At 68.4% G+C, this 15282-nt stretch carries 16 protein-coding genes and 1 pseudogene; 10 read left to right on the plus strand and 7 right to left on the minus strand.

Annotated features, from left to right (window positions below; all coding sequences use genetic code 11):
* Positions 1-36: 36 nt before the first annotated feature.
* Positions 37-657, plus strand: a complete 621-nt coding sequence (locus tag ACM6LR_RS19370; RefSeq protein WP_414937186.1) for a TetR/AcrR family transcriptional regulator — start codon at positions 37-39, stop codon at positions 655-657.
* On the opposite strand, the gene ACM6LR_RS19375 is transcribed toward ACM6LR_RS19370, so the two are convergent.
* Together ACM6LR_RS19375 and ACM6LR_RS19380 are read right to left on the minus strand one after the other, a co-directional pair.
* The gene (locus ACM6LR_RS19375; protein ID WP_414937185.1) at positions 640-1284 is read right to left on the minus strand and encodes a GOLPH3/VPS74 family protein; all 645 of its coding nucleotides are present in this window, start codon (positions 1282-1284) and stop codon (positions 640-642) included. The two genes, ACM6LR_RS19370 and ACM6LR_RS19375, sit on opposite strands and share 18 nt — an antisense overlap.
* A gap of 2 nt (positions 1285-1286) precedes the next feature.
* Positions 1287-2747: an ArnT family glycosyltransferase gene (locus tag ACM6LR_RS19380; RefSeq protein WP_414937184.1), complete on the minus strand. Its 1461-nt coding sequence runs from the start codon at positions 2745-2747 to the stop codon at positions 1287-1289.
* Positions 2748-2861: 114 nt separating this feature from the next.
* On the opposite strand from ACM6LR_RS19380, the gene ACM6LR_RS19385 reads away from it, so the two are divergent.
* Positions 2862-4070 (plus strand): sensor histidine kinase, encoded by a 1209-nt coding sequence (locus ACM6LR_RS19385; protein ID WP_414937183.1) that lies wholly within the window; start codon positions 2862-2864, stop codon positions 4068-4070.
* Entirely contained in the window at positions 4067-4717 is a 651-nt protein-coding gene (locus tag ACM6LR_RS19390) for a response regulator transcription factor (RefSeq protein WP_414944233.1), read from the plus strand. The genes ACM6LR_RS19385 and ACM6LR_RS19390 overlap by 4 nt, the downstream gene beginning before the upstream one ends.
* Here the strand turns inward: ACM6LR_RS19390 and ACM6LR_RS19395 are convergent.
* The 3 genes from ACM6LR_RS19395 to ACM6LR_RS19405 all read right to left on the minus strand — a co-directional run bounded on the left by ACM6LR_RS19395 (position 4707) and on the right by ACM6LR_RS19405 (position 6292).
* Complete coding sequence (locus ACM6LR_RS19395; protein ID WP_414937181.1) at positions 4707-5069, minus strand: winged helix-turn-helix transcriptional regulator; 363 nt, start codon at positions 5067-5069, stop codon at positions 4707-4709. The genes ACM6LR_RS19390 and ACM6LR_RS19395 overlap by 11 nt on opposite strands.
* 35 nt (positions 5070-5104) lie before the next feature.
* Positions 5105-5686, minus strand: coding sequence for a TetR/AcrR family transcriptional regulator (locus ACM6LR_RS19400; RefSeq protein ID WP_414944263.1), 582 nt, complete (start codon positions 5684-5686; stop codon positions 5105-5107).
* 177 nt (positions 5687-5863) lie between these two features.
* Positions 5864-6292 (minus strand): CocE/NonD family hydrolase C-terminal non-catalytic domain-containing protein, encoded by a 429-nt coding sequence (locus tag ACM6LR_RS19405; protein ID WP_414944234.1) that lies wholly within the window; start codon positions 6290-6292, stop codon positions 5864-5866.
* A gap of 219 nt (positions 6293-6511) precedes the next feature.
* Between ACM6LR_RS19405 and ACM6LR_RS19410 the strand changes: the two are divergent.
* The 7 genes and pseudogenes from ACM6LR_RS19410 to ACM6LR_RS19440 form a co-directional block, all read left to right on the plus strand.
* A pseudogene (locus tag ACM6LR_RS19410) lies at positions 6512-6877 on the plus strand (ATP-binding protein); the annotation flags it as partial.
* Between the two features lie 4 nt (positions 6878-6881).
* Positions 6882-7790: a LysR family transcriptional regulator gene (locus ACM6LR_RS19415; RefSeq protein WP_414937179.1), complete on the plus strand. Its 909-nt coding sequence runs from the start codon at positions 6882-6884 to the stop codon at positions 7788-7790.
* Between the two features lie 313 nt (positions 7791-8103).
* On the plus strand, positions 8104-9261 hold the full coding sequence (locus ACM6LR_RS19420; protein WP_414937178.1) for a CaiB/BaiF CoA transferase family protein: 1158 nt from the start codon (positions 8104-8106) through the stop codon (positions 9259-9261).
* Positions 9262-9269: 8 nt separating this feature from the next.
* Positions 9270-10052, plus strand: a complete 783-nt coding sequence (locus ACM6LR_RS19425; protein WP_414937177.1) for a crotonase/enoyl-CoA hydratase family protein — start codon at positions 9270-9272, stop codon at positions 10050-10052.
* 1 nt (position 10053) lies between these two features.
* On the plus strand, positions 10054-10800 hold the full coding sequence (locus ACM6LR_RS19430; protein WP_414937176.1) for an acetoacetate decarboxylase: 747 nt from the start codon (positions 10054-10056) through the stop codon (positions 10798-10800).
* A complete protein-coding gene (locus ACM6LR_RS19435; RefSeq protein WP_414937175.1) occupies positions 10797-11726 on the plus strand; it encodes a 3-hydroxyacyl-CoA dehydrogenase NAD-binding domain-containing protein in 930 nt (309 codons plus the stop codon). The genes ACM6LR_RS19430 and ACM6LR_RS19435 overlap by 4 nt, the downstream gene beginning before the upstream one ends.
* Position 11727: 1 nt before the next feature.
* A complete protein-coding gene (locus ACM6LR_RS19440) occupies positions 11728-12921 on the plus strand; it encodes an acyl-CoA dehydrogenase family protein (protein ID WP_414937174.1) in 1194 nt (397 codons plus the stop codon).
* Between the two features lie 211 nt (positions 12922-13132).
* Here the strand turns inward: ACM6LR_RS19440 and ACM6LR_RS19445 are convergent, their stop codons facing one another.
* Positions 13133-14326: an LCP family protein gene (locus ACM6LR_RS19445; RefSeq protein ID WP_414944235.1), complete on the minus strand. Its 1194-nt coding sequence runs from the start codon at positions 14324-14326 to the stop codon at positions 13133-13135.
* 174 nt (positions 14327-14500) lie between these two features.
* Entirely contained in the window at positions 14501-15244 is a 744-nt protein-coding gene (locus tag ACM6LR_RS19450; RefSeq protein WP_414944236.1) for an SDR family NAD(P)-dependent oxidoreductase, read from the minus strand.
* Positions 15245-15282 lie beyond the last annotated feature (38 nt).

The raw sequence follows: 15282 nt of genomic DNA on the forward strand, positions 1-15282 counted from the left end.
AGTGGCAATGCGATCGCATTGCAAACGGCGGAACGGATGGTGAGGGTGCCGAAGCAGGTGGATCACGCCGCGCGCCGCGCGGAGATCGCCGAGGCGCTGACGCGGCTGACGGCCACGCGCGGCCTCGAAGGGGTCAGCCTCCGGCATGTCGCCGCCGAAGCGGGTATGTCGATGGGCCTGGTGCAGCACTACTTCAAGACCAAGGACGAGATGCTGCTGTTCGCCGTCGAACGCCGCTCGCGGGTCTACGAGGAGCGACTCAAAGCCCGCTTGGAGACCGGGGAACTGCCGTCGACCCCCAAGACCATCCTCCGCGCGATCATGACCGAGATCCTGCCGCTCGACGAACGCGCCCGAGGCGACTGGCTGATGGGCGTCGCGTTCTTCATCCGCGCGATCTCCGATCCGTCCTTCGCGGCCGCGTACACCGACGGCGTTCCCCAGTTGTTCGAACTGTTCGCCGTGCTGATCCGCCAGGGGCAGGACGCGGGCGATGTCGACAAGTCGGCCGATCCGGAGCACGAATCGGCGATTCTCTGGGCGCTCGCGGATTCGCAGGGCACCAACATCGTGCTGCAGCACCGCACACCGGACGAGGCGTTGTCCACTGTGGACTACTACCTCGACCGGCTGTTCGGCTCAGCTCCCGCCGGGTGAGGACGCGACCGACGCCTGCACCGCCCGCATCTCCTTGAACAGCTTCCGCAGTGCGGGAACCGCGTCCCCGCCCTGCTCGGTCAGCTCCTCGATCCGCTCCTTGTAGCGGCGCCTGTCCTTGCCGGGAATGACGTCACGGAGTTCGACAGCGGCCACGAGCGTGGTGAGTGCGGCGTCCACATCGGATACCGGTGAAGACCCGCGCAACGCCTGATCGACCAGAACGCGCAGCCTGTCGACGACGGCGGGATCCCGCACGATCGGGTGGCGCGAGGGGAACAGGCCCAGCGTCCGGCCGGTCTTCATCTCGATCACGCCCGCCGTGTCGAGCTGGGACTCCACCGCCTCCAAGATGCCGCGCGCGTCCTTGCGCACCCACCATTTCCACTTCCGGGGGCGCTCCCCCGCGATCTCGGCGAGCAGTTCGTCGAGGACGAGGTCGCCTGTCGGCCCCGCGCCGGACACCGTGACCCGGCCGTCCGCGTCGGCGACGCGCCCGCGCAACGCGAGGTCGGTCATCGCGGCGCCGCTGACGAGCAGGCTCGCCCGGTGCCTGTCCCGCAGCTTGCCCTTGCCGACGTCACAGGCGAGCAGATACGCCTTGGCGGATAAAGGAAATTCGGTCATCGTCAGTGCCTCTCCAACTTCGGCCAGATCTCGTCCCACGAACCCCGCCTGCCGTCGTACCGCCACAGCAGCCCTTCCACCACCGGAGTCACCGTGGCGAAGTACGGCTTGAGCAGCTCCGGGTCGAAGCCGAGGAACAGCACGCTGTCCGCGGACTCCGGTGGCCGGTCGAAGTACCAGTAACCGCGGTGGCCACTGTAAACGTGCTGGATGCCGTACCGCGGGCCGTAGAACTCGGTCGCGGCGGCGAACGGGTAGATCTCGGCGAAGACGGCGGTGCGTGCTCGCTGCTCCGGTGGCAGGGCGGCGTAGGTCCCGCCGACCGCCTTGACCAGTTCCTGTTGCGGTAGTTCGCCACCGGCGAAGGAACTGCCGAGGGTGATCGGGCCGAAGCTGGTCCGCGTCATGCCCGCCGGGTAGATCGGCAGGCCCGCGAGGGTGATCACCGCCGAAAGCACCATCGCGGGCCAGGCGATCAGCCGCCACCGGGGAACGTGCTTCACGAAACCCGTCGCCGCGGCGGCGAACGGCAGCGCGAAGACGCTCATCAGGTAGTAGGAACGCCCGTGCAGCAGCAGGAACGCGACGATGAGCGCGACTATCGCCACCCCAAGGAAGCGATGGCCGCGAAGTTCGCGGGAGAAGTTCAGCCGGACGAGGCCGTAGACGAACGCGAGCACGCCCGCCCCGACACCCGCCGTCAGGAAGCCGTCGCGCAGGAAGGGCCAGGTGCCGGGAAATTCCGCCGCCACGACGTCGTTCATGATCAGATACGGCCAGCCGTTGGCCGCCTGCCAGAGCAGGGTCGGGACGGTCGCGACGGCGGCGATCCCCGCGCCCAGCCACAACTTCGGCCGCCGCAGGAGTTCCCTCGGCCCGAGCACGAGCGCGCTCAGGAGGGCGAGCGCCCAGAACGCGGGGATGAGGAACTTCGTCTGCAGGGAGATCGCGGTGACGACGCCCGCCCAGACCAGCAGCCCGTCACTGCGGGTGCGGACCCAGCGGACGACCAGCCAGACGATCACCGTCCAGAGGAACGGATCGAGGACATAGGTGCCGGTCCAGTGGCTGACGATGATCACCCCGGACGCCGCGTAGAGCCCGGCCGCGAGCACCTGTGCGCCGCGTCCACCACCCAGTTCCCTGGCGATCAGGGCGGTGACGACCACCCCCGCCGCCGCGGCCAGCGTCATCGGCAGGCGCAGCATCACCAGCGAACCGGGGAACAGCGAGTCCATCGCCCCGGCCAGCGCCGGGATCGACGGCGGCTGGTCGAAATAGCCCCACGCCAGGTGTTCCCGTCCCGCCATCAGGAAGTACAGCTCGTCGAAGCCGTGCGCGTACCGGCCGCTCGTGGCCAGTAGCGCGGCTCCGGCCAGCGTGGCGACGGCGAACACCGGCAGGCCGGCGAAAGCCGCTTCCCGCACCTGTCCAGTTTGGACTGTCTGAGTCGCGTTGCTCATGATCCCCAGTCCACCGCGAACGCACCGCCCGGGAAACCGGGTAAGGAGGGTGACCGGATAACCGAAAGTTGCGGATCCCCGGCGTCAGTGTCCCCGGCTGGTTACCGTCGTCCCGTGGAGAAAAGCAGGCCGTTCCGGCCCGGTCCGGTCGACACCTTGTGGCTCACGCTGGCGTCGCTCGCGTTCGTGGGCCTGGACATCTCGCTGTACGTGTTCGGCGAGCCGACGACCGGCTGGGCGGGGCCCGCCGCCGGTGTCACCATGCAGGTGCTGCTCGATCTCTCGCTGATCCTGCTGTTCCGGTTCCCGCGGCTGATCGCGGGCCTGGTCACCGCGGGCGCGCTGCTGATGCTCGCCTCCGACCTGTTCTCCCCCGGGCTGCTGGTGCCGGAGCGGCAGCTGACGCTGATGACCGTCCCGACGATCACCCCGGTGGTACTGAGCCAGCTGGCCCGCCTGATGGACCGGCGGACGCTGCTCTGGCTGACCGCGATCCTGGTAATCTGCGCGTCCCGGCCGTGGGACGCGCAGTGGAACACCACCCCGTTCGGTTTGCTCGGCACGGCGTTCCCCACCGCGATCTCGCTGTACTTCGAGGCGCGGCGCCAGTTGCTGCGCTCGCTGCGGGACCGTGCCGAACGCGCCGAACGCGAGCAGCACCTGCTGGCCGAACGCGCCCGCGCCGAGGAACGGCGGAAGCTGGCCGAGGAGATGCACGACGTCGTCACCCACCGGCTGAGCCTGATGGTGCTGCACGCCGGCGCGCTCGGCGTCGTCTCGGCCGACGAAGCGGTGCGGGCCTCCGCCGAGGACATCCGGCGTGAGGGCGCGCTGGCACTGGACGAACTGCGCGATCTCGTCGGTGTGCTGCGCAACGGCGCGAACGCCGAGCCGCGCACGCTCACCGACGGCACGGCCGGCGACCCGGCGACACTGGTCGCGGAATCGGCGTCGGTGGGCATCCCGACCGAACTGACCGTGCACGGCGATCCCGGGCGGATCTCCCCGGCCGTCGCCCGCACCGCGTACCGCGTCGTGCAGGAAGCGCTGACGAACGTCCGCAAGCACGCGCCCGGCTCGAACGTCACCGTCGAACTCCGCTATCACGCGGGTGGTCTGGACGTGACGGTGGAGAACACGCGACGCGGTGCCGCGCCGGATCCGGCGCTGGCGGGCAGCGGGTCCGGCGCGGGGCTGGCCGGGCTGCGGCAACGCGTCGAGCTGATCGGCGGCCGGTTCGACGCGGGCCCGATGGCGGGCGGCGGGTACCGCGTCGATGCGATACTGCCCGCCTACGTCCCGACGACGGAGGGAAACGCGTGATCCGGGTGATCGTCGTCGACGATGAACCGATGGTCTGCGCGCATCTGCGGACGATCCTCGGTTCCGCGGCCGACATCGAGGTGGTGGCGCAGGCACAGGACGGCGCCGAGGCGGTCGAAGCCGTGGTCCGGCACCGGCCGCGGGTGGTGCTGATGGACCTGCGGATGCCCGGCGTCGACGGGCTGACCGCCATCGAGCGGATCGCGAAACTCCCGGAACCGCCCGCCGTCGTCGCGCTGACGACGTTCGACGCGGACACCTACGTCATCCGCGCGCTGCGGGCGGGCGCGGCCGGGTTCCTGGTGAAGTCGACGCCGCCCGAGGACCTCATCGGGCTGGTCCGCGTCGCCGCCGACGGGCACACCGTGCTCTCCCCCGAAGCGGCGCAACGACTGGTGGCGATGTCGGCCGACGGACGGCGTCGCGGCGACGACGCGCGCCGGAAGACCGAAGGGCTGACAGAGCGGGAAAGAGACGTCATGACCTGTCTTGGCGAAGGGCTGTCCAATGCGGACATCGCGGCGCGGCTGCACCTGGCCGAGGCGACGGTGAAGAGCTACGTGTCGCGGATGCTGGTCAAACTGGACTGCGCGAACCGGACCCAGGCCGGGCTGCTGGCGCACGAGGCCGGTCTGGTCAAGCGCTGAGCTGCCCGTCGTGGCTCTTGCGGGAGTCGAGGACTTCGCCCATGTGGACGCGGGCCCACCGATCGAGCATCTCCAGTGGTTCGGCGAGATTGCGGCCGAGCGCGGTCAGCTCGTATTCGACGTGCGGCGGGATCTCCGGGTACGCGGTGCGCGTCAGGATGCCGTCGCGGACGAGGCTGCGGAGCGTCTGGGTGAGGACCTTCTGCGAGATGCCGCGCACCCGCTTGCCGATCTCGGTGAACCGGAGCGGGCCGTCGCCGAGCACACCGACGATCAGCACGGTCCACTGGTCGCCGATGCGGTCGAGCAGCGCGCGGGTGGGACAGTCGGGGTCGTACGGGTCTCCGAGCACGTGACCTCCTCACTCTCCCTGGGAGAGTAACATGCCTAGCGAGAGGGAGCGGGCTGCATCAGCGCGTCGAACAGCAGGATCAGGTGACGTCGGCCGCGCTCCCAGCGGGCTTCCAGTTCGGCCTGGTCACGGGTCGCCCAGCTGGCGATGAGGATGCCGCGGACGACGTCCATCGCCGTGTACACCGCGTGCAGGAACTCCGGATGCGCCGAATGGCCCGGAAGCAGCGCCTTGCCGAATTCGACAAGGCTGCTCGTCGCGATCGGCTCGACCACCGCCATCTGCGCACGCAGATCCGGGTCGGTGCGCGAGGCCACCCACAGTTCCACGGTCGCCGAGAAGACCGGGCCCTGATGCATCTCCCACATCAGCTGCAACGCGTCCCCGACCGGATCGGCCGACGCCTTGAGCCGGTCGATCTCCGCCATCGCGACCTCGGTGCGCCTGGCCGCGAGATGCCGGATCGCGGAGGTGACGAGATCGGTCTTGGTCGGGAAGTGATGCACCTGCGCACCGCGGGTCACCCCGGCGAGGTCTGCGACACGAGTGGTCGTGGTGCCCGCGTAGCCGTACTCGACGAGACAGTCGATCGTGGCGTCGAGCAGCCTGACGCGCATCGCGGCGCTGCGTTCCTCCTGCGTACGTCGTGGGGCTGGCATGCGCCTACTTTATGGGGCGCCGCGCGAGGAAGCGGCAGAGGGCGGGTCCCGTCTGGCATGTCGCGAAAGCCACTTTCGGGACATCTGACGTCTCGAAAGTGGCTTTCGCGACAACCACAGCGCCGGGGCCGTCGCCTATCGCAACCAGAGGACTAATTGCGGGGAGCGATCGGGACCGTAAGAGGTTCCAGCGAGATCGAAGGTCACCCGGGCGCCGGTCGCGGGCAGGGCCGGGTCGACCATGTCCGCGTCCGTCCCGCCGAGGACGAGCGCCAGCCGGTGCCCGGCGGGGACGACGTGGTCGAGGCTGCTCAACCGGAACGTCATCGTGTACGCCTTGCCTGGCACCACCGCTCGCCAGAGCGAGCGGTGGTGGCCGAGGTCGGCCCGGCCGGTCGCCACGATCCGGGTGTCCACAGTGGTCAGATCGGCGACGGTGTCGAGGAAACACCCGCTGTCCGCGGCCGTTCCCGCGCCCCAGCAGGAGCGGCTCGTCAGGTTCTGGAGGCCGAGTGCGGAGAACTTCGTGTTCCGCACCGTCGCGGGACCGTAGTCGCCCAGCATCGCGCCGAGCGCGCGCTCGGTTTGTCCGAGCGGCGGTCACCGTCACCGTGGCGGTTCCGGCGACCCGGGTGTCCGCACGCACAGGTTCACCCGCGAAGACGAGACGTTCCGGGCTGGCCTGCGACGGGTTCTCCACTCTTTGCGACACCCCGGGCGGTCGCGAACCTCGATGCCAGGGCCGAGGACCGGCGCAAAAGAAGCACAACGACTTCGCCGGCAACGCTGCTGGTCGAGCGGCCACCCGGCGAGGTCCCGGTCATCGCCGATCCGCGAAGGCTTCGCCAAGTCGTCGACGGGCTGGCCGAGAACACCCTTCGGGTGACTCCGGCAGGCGCTCCGGTCGTGTTCTCCCTGACGTCTTTCGAGGAGCAGGCGCGCCTGGCGGGTCCGGGCTGGCACCGGAGGATTACCCGGTCGCGTCCGGCCGCGGGGTGCTGAACAAGCGGTACCGCGACAGCCGCCCGGTCGGTTCGGCATCGGGCTCGCGCTGGCCAACGGTCTGGTCACCCGGATGGGCGGGACGCCGACCGCGGGCACGCACCGGAAGGCGGAGCCGCGTTCACGGTGACTTTCCGGTTAAGGTGATCACGTGGAGATGTTGCACCTGCGGTACTTCGTGGCCGTCGCGGAGGAACTGAACTTCTCCCAGGCGGCCAGGAAACTGCATATGGCCGCCTCCCCGCTGAGCCAGCGCGTCAAGGATCTCGAACACGAACTCGGCCACAAGCTGTTCGACCGCAGCACGCACCACGTGACGCTCACCGCGGCGGGCGCGGCGCTGCTGCCCATCGCGCGGGACGTCCTCGAACAGGTCAACGCCATTCCCTGGCGGCTGCGGGAAGCGGTGAAACCGCGGCGGAGCACGGTGTTCGTCGGGATGCCCGCCGGGGTGCACCCGGCACTGCGGGAGCGGGTCAAACGGCTCGAAGAACACTGTCACGACCGGTTCGAACTCAAACGCTGGCCGGGGACGACCCCCGACCTGGTCGCCGCGGTGCACGAGGGCAAACTCGCGTTGTCGCTGGTCCGGATGCCGGTGACCGATCCCGCGCTGGAGATGATCCCGGTGCAGGTCGAGCGGCTCGGCGCCGTCGTGCCCGCCGGCCGGTTCGCCGGGCGGGAAACGGTGGACATCGCCGAACTGAGTGATCTGTCCTACATCGCGTCCGCCTCGGAAAGCATTCCGGCCTATTCGGACGATATGGACCGCACCTTGTTCAACGCGGGGATCAAGAAAAGGCTCAAAGTCGGCGGAACCGAATATTCGGGCATTTCAGAATTGGTGGCGAACGGTTCGTCGTTCTCGATCACGATGCTCGATCCGGCCAGTCCGATGCACCTGTTCCTCGTCGACGGCGCCACCATCCTGCCGTTCACGGATTTCCGGCCCCGGCTGGAGACCGCCCTGGTCTGGCGCCGCGACCGCGCGGAGGACGGCGACCTCGCCGGACTCGTCGAAGGTGTCCGCGAGATCTTCGCCGAACCGCTTTCGACCTGAGCGGGAAGGTGCCGCATGCGGGTGAGATGGCGATCTGGGGTGGCGCGGCACCGCTGTCGCCTGATCACACGAATCACGCTTCGCCCCGGCTCCAACCCGGCGAACGAGCCGGTCACCGTGCTGAGCCGAGATCGACGATACAGGAATCGGTTCCGCCCTCTCCTGGATATTTACTTCTCACCAGAGCCCAATGGGGACACCAGAATGGTATGACCACTGTGGTCATACCATTCTTCTTTTCTTGATCATTCCCTTTATCACTATTCGCGCCTAACTTCGAAGGTAGAGCGAACAACGGCGAAGGGAAGCAATGATGACTCAGACCGCCACCGGACCACTGGACGGCGTTCGCGTGATCGACCTCTCGACGGTGGTCATGGGCCCGTATGCCGCGCAGATCCTCGGCGACCTCGGCGCCGACGTGATCAAGATCGAGTCCCCCGCCGACACCGTCCGGGTGGGCAAATTCCGCACGACGCCGGGAATGACCGCGCTCAACCTGAACGTGAACCGCAACAAACGCAGCGTCGCCCTCAACCTCAAGGACGAGGAGCAGCGCGAACAGGCACTCGAGCTGATCGACACCGCCGACGTGCTCATCACCAACATGCGACCGGGCGCGCTGAGCAGGCTCGGCATGAACTACGCCGACGTCGCCGCGCGCAACCCCGGCCTGGTCTACGCCCACGCGCAGGGCTTCCGCAGCGACTCCGACCGCGCGGGCCACGCCGCCTACGACGAGACCGTGCAGGCCGCGTCCGGCCTGGTCGATATCGCGAACCGCGCGCTGGGCAAGCCGGTGTACCTGCCGACGATCATCGGCGACAAGGTCTCCTCCCTGACCATCGCCTACACCGTGCTCGCGGCGCTGGTGCACCGTGACAAGACCGGCGAGGGCCAGCGCGTCGAGATCCCGATGACCGACACGCTGATCGCGTTCAACCTCGTCGAACACCTGGCCGGGCACGTTTTCGAGCCCGCGGAAAGCCCGACCGGCTTCGGCCCGTCGATGAACCCCGGGCACAAGGCCGTGCACACCAAGGACGGCATGGCCTGCGTGATCCCCTACAACCCGCAGAACTTCCGCGACTTCTTCCAGGCCGCGGGACGGCCGGACCTGACCGAGGACCCGCGGGTCAACGGCGACGCCATCGACGGCGCCGACCACGAAGCGCTCGCCGAGATGATCGCCGACTGCGCCCCGGCACTGACCACCGAAGAGTGGACCGAGGTCTGCGCGAAGCACAGCATCCCGATGGCCCCGGTCCTGGAACTGGACACCGCACAGGACGACGAGTACGTCCGCGACGGCCACCTGCTCGACGTCGTCGAGCACCCGAGCGAGGGCGCGATCCGCACCATCGGCATCCCGGTGAAGTTCTCCGCGACCCCCGGTTCCGTGCGGCGCCTGGCTCCCCTGCCGGGCCAGGACACCGAAGACGTCCTGCGCGAACTCACTTCTGTGAACTGAGGAAGACCATGAGCATCAACGAAGTAAGGACCGAAAAGGTCGGCGGCACCCTGCTGATCACGATCGACCGGCCGCAGGCCCGCAACGCGGTGAACGCCGCCGTCGCGGCCGGTCTGGCCGAAGCACTCGACCTCCTGGAATCCGATCCCGCGCTGCGGGCCGGGGTCCTGACCGGCGCGGACGGTTCGTTCAGCGCGGGCATGGACCTCAAGGCCGCGTTGAAGGGCGAGTCGCCCGAGATCCCCGGCCGCGGATTCGGCGGGCTGACCGAGGCCGAGTTGTCGAAACCGCTGATCGCCGCCGTCGAAGGCTGGGCCATGGGCGGCGGGTTCGAACTGGCGCTGGGCTGCGACCTGATCGTCGCCGCCGAAGACGCGAAGTTCGGGTTGCCCGAGGTGAAGCGCGGGCTGATCGCCGCCGGCGGTGGCGTGATCCGGCTGCCGAAGCGGATCCCGCACCACCTGGCGATGGAGTTCCTGCTCACCGGCGAGCCGATCAGCGCCGAGCGCGCCGGAAGCCTTGGCCTGGTGAACCGCATCGTCCCGGCCGGTGAGGCCGCCGCCGTCGCACTGCAACTCGCCGAACAGGTCGCCGCCAACGCTCCCCTGGCGCTGGCACTGGTCAAGAAGATCGTCCGCGCCGCCGACGGCGTTCCGGACGCGCAAGCGTTTGCCACCCAGCGTTCGGAGTTGCCGGCGCTGATGAAGTCGGCCGACGTCCGCGAGGGCATGCAGGCCTTCGCCGAACGCCGCGCTCCACAGTGGACTTCAAGTGAGAGGACTGGTGAGTGACATGAAGCAGCAAGAAGTTCTCCAGCACGTGACCACCCCGCTCACGAACCCGGCGTACGCGCCGGTGGTGCCCCGGTTCACCAACCGCGAGTACCTCAACATCGTCTACCGCACCGACGCCGACGCCCTGCGCGCCGTCGTCCCGGAGCCCCTGGAAATCGACGAGCCGCTGGTGCGGTTCGAGGTGATGAAGATGGGCGACGTCAGCGGCTACGGGCCCTACACCGAGTCCGGCCAGGCGATCCCGGTGAGCTTCGAGGGCGAGCGCGGCGAATACCTGCACGCGATGTACCTCGACAACTTCCCGGCCACCGCGTCCGGCCGCGAGATCAGCGCCTACCCGAAGACCATCGGCTCGCCGGAGTTGTTCGCCGAGAACGGCGCACTCGTCGGGACACTCGACTACGGCAGCCAGCGCGTCGCGACCGCGACAATGGGCTACAAGCACCACCGGCTGGACGTCCGCGAAGCCGAAGCCCAGATCACGGTGCCGACGTTCATGCTCAAGACCATCCCGGACTACGACGGTTCGCCGCGGGTCTTCGAATTGGTCCGCACCGAGATCACCGACGTGGTGGTCAAGGAAGCGTGGACCGGACCCGCGCGGCTGCAACTGTTCCAGCACGTCCTGGCGCCGCTCGCCGATCTCCCCGTGCTGGAGGTCGTCGCCGCGAGCCACATCCTCACCGACCTGACACTCGCCCCGGTCAAACCGGTCTTCGACTACCTGAAGGGAGCGCGGTCATGACTTTTCGCACCGCCGCGGTGATCGGCGCGGGGACCATCGGCCTTTCGTGGACGGTGTTGTTCGCCTCGCACGGGATGGACGTCTGGGTCTCGGACCCGCGGCCGGACCTCGCCGACGCCGTCACCGGCGCACTGGAGGCCTACGCCCCGCATCTCGGCCAGGACGCCGCGGCCCTCGCCCCTCGCGTCCACCTCGCCACTGATATCACGGAAGCCGTCCGGCACGCCGATGTCGTGCAGGAGAACGGACCCGAGAACGTCGAGTTCAAGAAGGACCTGTTCGCGACGCTGGTCCGCGAGGCGCCGTCGCACGCACTGCTGCTCAGCTCGTCTTCGGCGATCCCCTCGACGGCGTTCGCGGCGGACCTCGGCGACGCGTCGCGTGTCCTGATCGGGCACCCGTTCAACCCGCCGCACCTGATCCCGCTGGTCGAGGTCGTGCCCGGCGAGCGAACGAGTGCCGAGTCGGTGGACCGGGCCGTGGAGTTCTACCGGTTCGTCGGCCGCACGCCGGTGGTGGAACGCAAGGAGATCCCCGGCTTCGTCGGCAACCGGCTGCAGAACGCGCTGAGCCGCGAGGCGATCTACCTGGTGGAACAGGGCGTCGTTTCCCCGTCCGAAGTGGACACGGTGATGACGAACTCGCTCGGCATCCGCTGGTCGACCGTCGGGCCGTTCCTCGGCTCGCACCTGGGCGGCGGCCCCGGTGGCTATCGGCACATGGCCGAGCACATCGGCAAGTCGATGAAGAAGATGTGGGCGGGCCTCGGGCAGCCCTCGCAGGACCCGGAAGAACAGGAACGGCTCATCGAAGCCGTGGAATCCGCTTACGGCTCCTCCACGTACTCGGAACTCGCCGAGACGCGCGACCGCAAGCAGCTCGCGGTTCTGTCCGCTTTGGACAGTGCCCGGACGGAGGAGAACTGAGATGACCAGCACACTGAAAGAGCAGCTGACCGCCGACTTCTACGGCTACGAAGCCCTGCTGCCGGACGAGGAGCGCAAGCTGCTGCTCAAGGCACGCGATTTCATGCGCACCGAGGTCAAACCGCTCGTGAACGAGTACTGGGCGAAGGGTGAGTTCCCGCACGAGCTCGTCGGCAAGTTCCGTGAGCAGGGCCTCGCCGGGCTGCCCTACGAGGGCTACGGCGAGCACCTCCCGGCCACCAGCCACCTGCTCAGCGGCATGATGGCGATGGAGATGACCCGCACGGATCCCTCCGTGGCCACGTTCTTCGGTGTCCACAACGGACTCGCGATGTACAGCATCTACTCGGGTGGCGACCAGGAGCAGCGCGATCGCTGGCTCCCGTCGATGGCCGCGATGGACAAGATCGGCGCGTTCGCGATGACCGAGCCGCTCGGCGGTTCCGACGTCGCGGGCGGCATGCGCACCACGGCTCGACGTGAGGGTGACACCTGGATCCTCAACGGCGCCAAGAAGTGGATCGGGAACGCGACCTTCGCGGACCTGGTCATCGTGTGGGCCCGCGACGAGGGCGACAACAACGTCAAGGGTTTCGTCGTCGAGAAGGACTCACCCGGGTTCGTCCCGGTCAAGATCGAGAACAAGTTCGCGTTCCGGATCGTGGAGAACGCGGAGATCACGCTGACCGACGTCCGGGTGCCGGAGGCCAACCGGCTGCAGGGCATCGACTCGTTCCGCGACGTCGCGGAGATCCTGCGCGCGACCCGTGGCGGGGTGGCCTGGCAGGGACTGGGCGTGATGATCGGCGCCTACGAACTCGCGCTGGACTACGCCAAGGAGCGCGAGCAGTTCGGCCGTCCGATCGCGCGGTTCCAGATGGTGCAGGACATGCTGGTGAAGAGCCTCGGCAACATCACCGCGTCGTGGGGCATGCTGGTGCAACTGGCACGGCTGCAGGACGCGGGGATCTTCAAGGACGAGCACTCGTCGCTGGCCAAGGCGTTCGTTACCTCGCGGATGCGAGAGGTCGTCGCCTGGGGCCGGGAGATCTTCGGCGGCAACGGGATCGTGCTGGACAACGACATCATGCGGTTCTTCACCGACGCCGAAGCGATCTACTCGTTCGAAGGCACGCGCGAGATGAACACGCTGATCGTCGGAAAGGCCATCACCGGGCAAAGCGCTTTCGTGTGATCTGACGGACGACACGCGTGACTGGCCGTTCCCACGGTGCCTCGGTTGATGCCTCAAGGAGGCATGGGGACACGCGCCCTCTCGCGGTGCCGGGCCATGGTGGCTGACTGGGTGGATTTTGGGACGTCAGATGTCCCAAAATCCACACAGTCCTGCCGTACCGGCCCGATCGTGACAGTGAGCGGCCTGACGAGAAGGGGCCTTCACGTACTTAGCTGACGCAGCCGGCCGGCTCAGGCGGCACGGAAGACGACGAAGGCGGAGCGGCGACAGAGGAGGTCGCCGCGACCGGCTTGATCCCGATCCCGCCGGTCGGCTCCCCCACCGCGGCGACGCTCGTGGACGTCAGCGCGGACTCCACGAACGCCTTCACCTCGGCCGGGTCCACCTTCACCGCGTCGCCGTCGGACGGCGTCGGCAGGGAAAGGCTCTGGACCGGGATGGTCTGGAACTTCAGCGCTCCCGAACTCATCCGCCGCAGCTGTCGCGCGAAGCTCACCACATCCCAGCCGCGGTCGAGTACGACCGAGCCCTGGATCGCGCCTGCCAGGGCGCTCAGCCTCGCGGGATCGGTGAAGGTCCCGGCGTCCAGCATGGTCTTGGCCATGCTGGAGAGGAACGCCTGCTGCCGCGCGATGCGGTCGAGGTCGCTGGGCAGTCCATGCCGCTGCCGCACGAAAGCGAGCGCCTGTGGCCCGGAAAGCAACTGCTTCCCCGCGGGGAACGAAGCCCCGGAGCGCTTGTCCTGCACCGGTTCTTTGAGGCAGACCTCGACCCCGCCGACGGCTTCGCTCAGTGCGGAGAACCCGGCGAGGTTGACGGCGGCGTAGTGGTTGATGGACAGCCCGGTGAACTGCTCGATCGTCTGGATCGTGAGTTTGGCGGCCGCTTCGTTGGCCTTGACCTCGAGCTGCGCGCCGGTCAGGCCCTGTGCGCGCAGCGAACTCATCGCGGCGTTCTTGCCGCGGCTGTACGCCGAGTTGATCTTGTGCTTGCCGAAGCCACCCACGATGTCCACATAGGAATCGCGCGGGATGGAGATGGCAGTGGCCGCGGCCCCGCCCGCCGGGATGTGGACGACGATCATCGTGTCGGTGGTGTCGCCACCGGCGTCGCCGGCACCGGCGTGCAACGCGTCGAGGACGTTCTGCGGCAACGGATTCCCGTTGGTGTCGGTACGCGAGTCGATTCCGACGAGCAGGATGTTCTGCGCCACCTTCAGCGGCTCACCCGCCGGGCCGACGGGCACCTGGGCGGAGGGCGCGATCACATCGGCCGTGACGATCGCTTCGTCCAAACGACTCAACTGGGTCCACGCGTAACCCGTGATCCCCAGTACCGCCGTCGACACCAGGCCCAGTGCGACGCGGCCGCCGATCCGCCGTCCCCGCGACGTCAGCAGCACGACCTTCTCCCCGCTTCCGTGAACGATCCCCCACGTTCGAGGATCACCGCGTTAGCTGGGAATTACCTGAGAAACGTGTCATGAACGGGTCTTAAAGCCCGTTCGGACCAGCGAAAGTGATCAAGCAGACAACCCGTCGCGACACCGAGTGCCGGACTGACCGCGCTGCGCTTCCTATCGGGGCATCCGGCGCCAGATCGCGCGCGGCACCACCCGCATCACGGCGAACACCAGCCTCAGCAGTCCTGGCACCCACACCGTGTCCCGGCGCTTCCGGAGCGCGGCGACCGTCGCGTCGGCGACCTGATCGGGTGTGCTCGAGAACGGCGCCGGCGACATGCCCTCGGTCATCCGGCCGATCACGAAACCGGGCCGGACGAGCAGCAGGTGCACACCGGTGCCGTGCAGGGCGTCCGCCAGACCGCTCGCGAAACCGTCGAGGCCCGCCTTGGCCGATCCGTAGACGTAGTTCGCCCGCCGGACCCGCACCCCGGCGACCGACGAGAACACCACCAGGCTTCCGCTTCCTTGCTCACGAAGCACAATGGCCACCTGAGTCAGCACACTCACGTGAGCCACATAGTCGGTGTGCACGATCGCGACGGCGTGCCCGGCGTCCGCTTCGGCACGCGCCTGGTCGCCGAGAATCCCGAAAGCGGTGACGACGACGTCCAGTGGTCCGTGCTCCGCGACGACCTTCTCGAGGAACGGACCGTGCCCGGCGAGGTCGTCGGCGTCGAACTCGACCGCGTCGACCGTCTCCGCGCCCGCGGCCTGTACTCGCTCGGACTCGGCTCCGAGGTCCACACTCCGTCGCGCGGCCAGCACGATCTTGCGCGCCCCGCCCCTGGCGAGCCGCTCCGCGACCGCGAGGCCGATCTCGCTTCGCCCGCCCAGTACCAGCACCGTTCCGCTCACCCGCCGCAGTCTGCCAGGCGAGTCCCGGCCGTCCGGCA

The sequence above is a fragment of the Amycolatopsis sp. cmx-11-32 genome, assembly GCF_047608695.1.
Classification (GTDB): Bacteria; Actinomycetota; Actinomycetes; order Mycobacteriales; family Pseudonocardiaceae; genus Amycolatopsis.

What these genes read in the sequence shown, in the direction of transcription:
- ACM6LR_RS19370 (WP_414937186.1), top strand. Translation starts at nt 37, where the DNA reads ATGGTGAGGGTGCCGAAGCAGGTGGATCACGCCGCGCGCCGCGCGGAG.
- ACM6LR_RS19375 (WP_414937185.1), bottom strand. Translation starts at nt 1,284, where the DNA reads ATGACCGAATTTCCTTTATCCGCCAAGGCGTATCTGCTCGCCTGTGAC.
- ACM6LR_RS19380 (WP_414937184.1), bottom strand. Translation starts at nt 2,747, where the DNA reads ATGAGCAACGCGACTCAGACAGTCCAAACTGGACAGGTGCGGGAAGCG.
- ACM6LR_RS19400 (WP_414944263.1), bottom strand. Translation starts at nt 5,686, where the DNA reads ATGCGCGTCAGGCTGCTCGACGCCACGATCGACTGTCTCGTCGAGTAC.
- ACM6LR_RS19405 (WP_414944234.1), bottom strand. Translation starts at nt 6,292, where the DNA reads ATGCTGGGCGACTACGGTCCCGCGACGGTGCGGAACACGAAGTTCTCC.
- ACM6LR_RS19420 (WP_414937178.1), top strand. Translation starts at nt 8,104, where the DNA reads ATGACTCAGACCGCCACCGGACCACTGGACGGCGTTCGCGTGATCGAC.
- ACM6LR_RS19425 (WP_414937177.1), top strand. Translation starts at nt 9,270, where the DNA reads ATGAGCATCAACGAAGTAAGGACCGAAAAGGTCGGCGGCACCCTGCTG.
- ACM6LR_RS19430 (WP_414937176.1), top strand. Translation starts at nt 10,054, where the DNA reads ATGAAGCAGCAAGAAGTTCTCCAGCACGTGACCACCCCGCTCACGAAC.
- ACM6LR_RS19435 (WP_414937175.1), top strand. Translation starts at nt 10,797, where the DNA reads ATGACTTTTCGCACCGCCGCGGTGATCGGCGCGGGGACCATCGGCCTT.
- ACM6LR_RS19440 (WP_414937174.1), top strand. Translation starts at nt 11,728, where the DNA reads ATGACCAGCACACTGAAAGAGCAGCTGACCGCCGACTTCTACGGCTAC.